Genomic DNA, 3,124 nt, shown 5'->3' with positions numbered 1-3,124 from the left:
CAGGGTGGGTCAAATTAGTGTGGCTTTTCCAGCCTGCCAGTATTCCTGCTGCTCTGTACGTAAAGCAGCGATACAGCCAAACGTACTAACGTCCTGCCCGCGCTTTACTGCGGTTGCGTGACTTCTCTCTGCTATGCTATGAATAAGTTTATACATATCGTAGAAATTAAAAGCCCAGCGCGGGCGCAATCCCACGCCGGGCAAATGGTTATAGATTTAATTCTTGTCCGATTTTTCCTATAGCCAGCAGGCCCAAAGAAATAATAATCATATTTGGGTCTCCGTCCGGCTCCAGCATCTTTATATCAATCTCCACGCTATCGGTAGCGTCCAAAGCTGCGTTAATTCGCGTCGCGGCTTTTGCATCTAAGGACGTAGCGGTAAGTTTGATTAACGCCTGCTGTTCTTCTGTAAGCGGTATTACTAACTGCTTCATACTTACAAATCGTCGTCGTCCTCGTTGTCGATGTCCTCAAAGTCACTCTCAGCAGACGCGCGGCCGCCCAGTCTGTCGTCGTCCTTAAACTTCATAATGTTGTTAAGGCCGCAGGCTACACCACGATTACCGCTAACGTCGTAGCCATAGAAAGTTACCGATACGTAGGCCCAAACGCCGCTATAAATCTCGTCCTCGTCGGTAATAGGGTTCTTGTGCTTGTCACATACACCCGGACGCGTATTACTCTTAGCGTTGATAAAGTAGCAGTCTGCGTAAACGTCGTCGTCCTCCTTGTCTGTGTCACCATCGCGCAGCGGCAAATCCAGCTTTTTAGGCTCCTTGCCTCCCCACTTAGATACGGTGGCCTGCTTCTTAGCGGCCTCGATAGCCTGCTTAATGGCGTTTACGGTCGCCTTTTCTGATTTAGGGATAAGTACGTTAGTCATATACTTTCCGGTGCTTGCGTCTCCGTCCGGTGTGTACTTGTTAAATACGTGTGTGTAGCTCAATCGGCACGGGCCGATAACTACCTTAGTGTCCTTTACTTTTGGCTCTATCATAACTTTTACGTGTTAATGGTTTTACTTGTTGTTATCGTTCTCGCCGTCGCCCTCGGTAATTTCTACTTCGTCGGCTTGCGTCTTACCGGTTAGCTCCATAATGGCCTTAATCGTCTGCGCGTTCTTGAAAATCATTCGGAAAGGTGTCGCGCTTTCCTGCACCAGCATACGCGCTGAGGCTTCGGTAATGTCGGAAACCTTACCGTATAAGGTCGCTAAAATTTCGTCCGCTACTTTCTCGCCGTCCTTTGCAGGTACTTGGGCGATAACCATAAGGCAGCCGCCTGCCTCCTTAACTGCGTCGCTAAGCGCGTTTGCGCTATCTACGACTTTCTTTGCTTTGTCTGTCATATACTTTTTATCTTGTATCGTCTCCCGGAATACGCCGGGCCGTTTTATTCTTTTGTTCTAAATCCGTGTATCGCGATACCCAGCAGCAGGGCTAAGTATAGGGCGTAAAACGGATGCTGCATAACGAAATCAAATAAAGGCTGCATAGTTGTTACTCGATGCCGCTAAAGTCGTCGGCTATTGGATTTATAGCGGGGCGTTTGTCGCTTGCTGGTGCCAGCGTTGGTTTGCCCTGCGGTTTAACGATATAGTCGCCGCAGATAGCGGCAAACTGTTTCTTACCGGCCAGCTTTTCCAGCTCTGTAATGGTGCGTAGTTCCTGCGGCTTGTATATGTCCGCTGTAGTATAGCCCGCGTTACTTAAAGCTGAGGCCGCGCCGCTTATGTCGGTAATCTTTCGGACGCTGCGGCCCTCTACGATTTTCCAGCCCGGTATCTCTACGCCGCTTAACGCTTGCTGTAGCGCGTACTCCTCGACACCTGCCAGTCACGTTTTAACGGTTGCCAGTCTTGGCAGCACGTCGTTAGCCAGTTCTTCCGGGGTAAGTATCTTATCCGCGTAATCTTTGGCCATCGTAGTACATTGGTTAGCCAGCGCGCGGCAGCTGCTCTTTACTTTGCAGAATTGACACCAGCCGCCGGGGTTCTGTGGGCCGTCTCCCTTATAGGCTTTTTCGGCCGCGGGGATAAGTACGGTTTCCGTCCAGTTGGTAAGCTCCTTAATAGATAGTTCCCACTCGCTGAGGTTGTCGATGCGCGGCTGGACTATCGTCATACGCACGCGGTCTATATGGTACTCGAAGCTAAAGCGGGCAAACGCGCCTAACGCGTATATCATCATTTGCGGGTTATTCTCCGCGCTTACTCGTACACCTTTGCCGTACTTAAAGTCGATAACCTCCATACAGCCGTCGGCGATAATAATAGCGTCGGCAGTTCCGAAAGCCTCCGGTACGTAGTCGCTAAAATCTAATCTTGTTTCTACCAGTAGCTGCGCGTCCGGTGTTCTCTCCAGCGCGGCGTTTAACTTCTCCAGTACGATAACCTTATAGGTGTCCGTATATTCGTCCATTTCGCCGCTGTGGTACTGCGCGTCTAACTCTGCTATCTCGGCCTGCTCCCCATCGGTCGGCCGGCCTAAATACTCCTTTAGCTTCTTAGCGCAGTAGGCGTGTGCTAAACTACCCTCGGCTGCATAGCTGCTGCCGCTGTCCTCTACTGTAGCCTCCAGTCTCGGTGCTGCTGCGCAGTTTATCCAGCGGTGCGCGGCAGACGGGCTTAATAATGCGTGTGCGCTCATAGGCTAAAAGGGGCAGGTTTCGGTTAGTTCATCGCCTTTAATCTCTACAGCATCGCACGCAGCGATAAACTTAGCGCGGCTTTCGCTGTCGGGTAACGCGCTTGGCTTCTCGGCACCGCAAATGGCCGCGGTATTCTTAAACCACGCAGTTAAGCGTTTGTGCCACGTCTTATAACCCTCGCTGTCCGGCTTCTCCTTGTAGTCCTCGCCCTCGATGCGCTTACGGGTTCTATCCATCGCCGCGCGTATATCTACCTCGGTGTATTCCTTTGGTTTCTCCTGCGCGGGTTCGGGCTTAGCCTCTCCGGATGCTGGCGCGGTTTCCTCTGCGGCGGGTGCTGCTTCGGCTGGTTGGTTTACTTGCTTTGGCTTAGCCTCAGCCTTTGGTTTTCTCTGCGGCTGCTGCGCTGCTGGCGCGGCCGTCTGCGCGGTTGTAACCAGTCCGAGAACTCTGCAAAACTCTTAGTTTAGAAA

4 protein-coding genes and 1 pseudogene are annotated in these 3,124 nt (G+C 51.6%); all 5 read right to left on the bottom strand.

The window, feature by feature from the left end:
• Window positions 1–208: 208 nt before the first annotated feature.
• Window positions 209–436 (bottom strand): hypothetical protein, encoded by a 228-nt coding sequence (locus HMPREF3034_RS07870; protein ID WP_062434599.1) that lies wholly within the window; start codon window positions 434–436, stop codon window positions 209–211.
• Between the two features lie 2 nt (window positions 437–438).
• Window positions 439–999 carry a DUF2815 family protein gene (locus HMPREF3034_RS07865; RefSeq protein ID WP_062434596.1) on the bottom strand — a complete coding sequence of 187 codons (561 nt, stop codon included), beginning with the start codon at window positions 997–999 and terminating at the stop codon, window positions 439–441.
• A 21-nt stretch (window positions 1,000–1,020) separates the two neighbouring features.
• Window positions 1,021–1,350: a hypothetical protein gene (locus tag HMPREF3034_RS07860; RefSeq protein ID WP_062434592.1), complete on the bottom strand. Its 330-nt coding sequence runs from the start codon at window positions 1,348–1,350 to the stop codon at window positions 1,021–1,023.
• Window positions 1,351–1,501: 151 nt separating this feature from the next.
• Window positions 1,502–2,650 (bottom strand): annotated as a pseudogene (locus HMPREF3034_RS07855) (DUF2800 domain-containing protein).
• 3 nt (window positions 2,651–2,653) lie between these two features.
• A complete protein-coding gene (locus HMPREF3034_RS07850; protein ID WP_062434587.1) occupies window positions 2,654–2,887 on the bottom strand; it encodes a hypothetical protein in 234 nt (77 codons plus the stop codon).
• Window positions 2,888–3,124 lie beyond the last annotated feature (237 nt).

It is taken from the genome of Prevotella sp. DNF00663 (assembly GCF_001553265.1).
Classification (GTDB): domain Bacteria; phylum Bacteroidota; class Bacteroidia; order Bacteroidales; family Bacteroidaceae; genus Prevotella.
This window is presented reverse-complemented; position numbering and strand designations above follow the sequence as displayed.

Coding starts and splice junctions, on each gene's coding strand:
- HMPREF3034_RS07870 (WP_062434599.1), bottom strand. CDS start 436: ATGAAGCAGTTAGTAATACCGCTTACAGAAGAACAGCAGGCGTTAATC.
- HMPREF3034_RS07850 (WP_062434587.1), bottom strand. CDS start 2,887: ATGGATAGAACCCGTAAGCGCATCGAGGGCGAGGACTACAAGGAGAAG.
- HMPREF3034_RS07865 (WP_062434596.1), bottom strand. CDS start 999: ATGATAGAGCCAAAAGTAAAGGACACTAAGGTAGTTATCGGCCCGTGC.
- HMPREF3034_RS07860 (WP_062434592.1), bottom strand. CDS start 1,350: ATGACAGACAAAGCAAAGAAAGTCGTAGATAGCGCAAACGCGCTTAGC.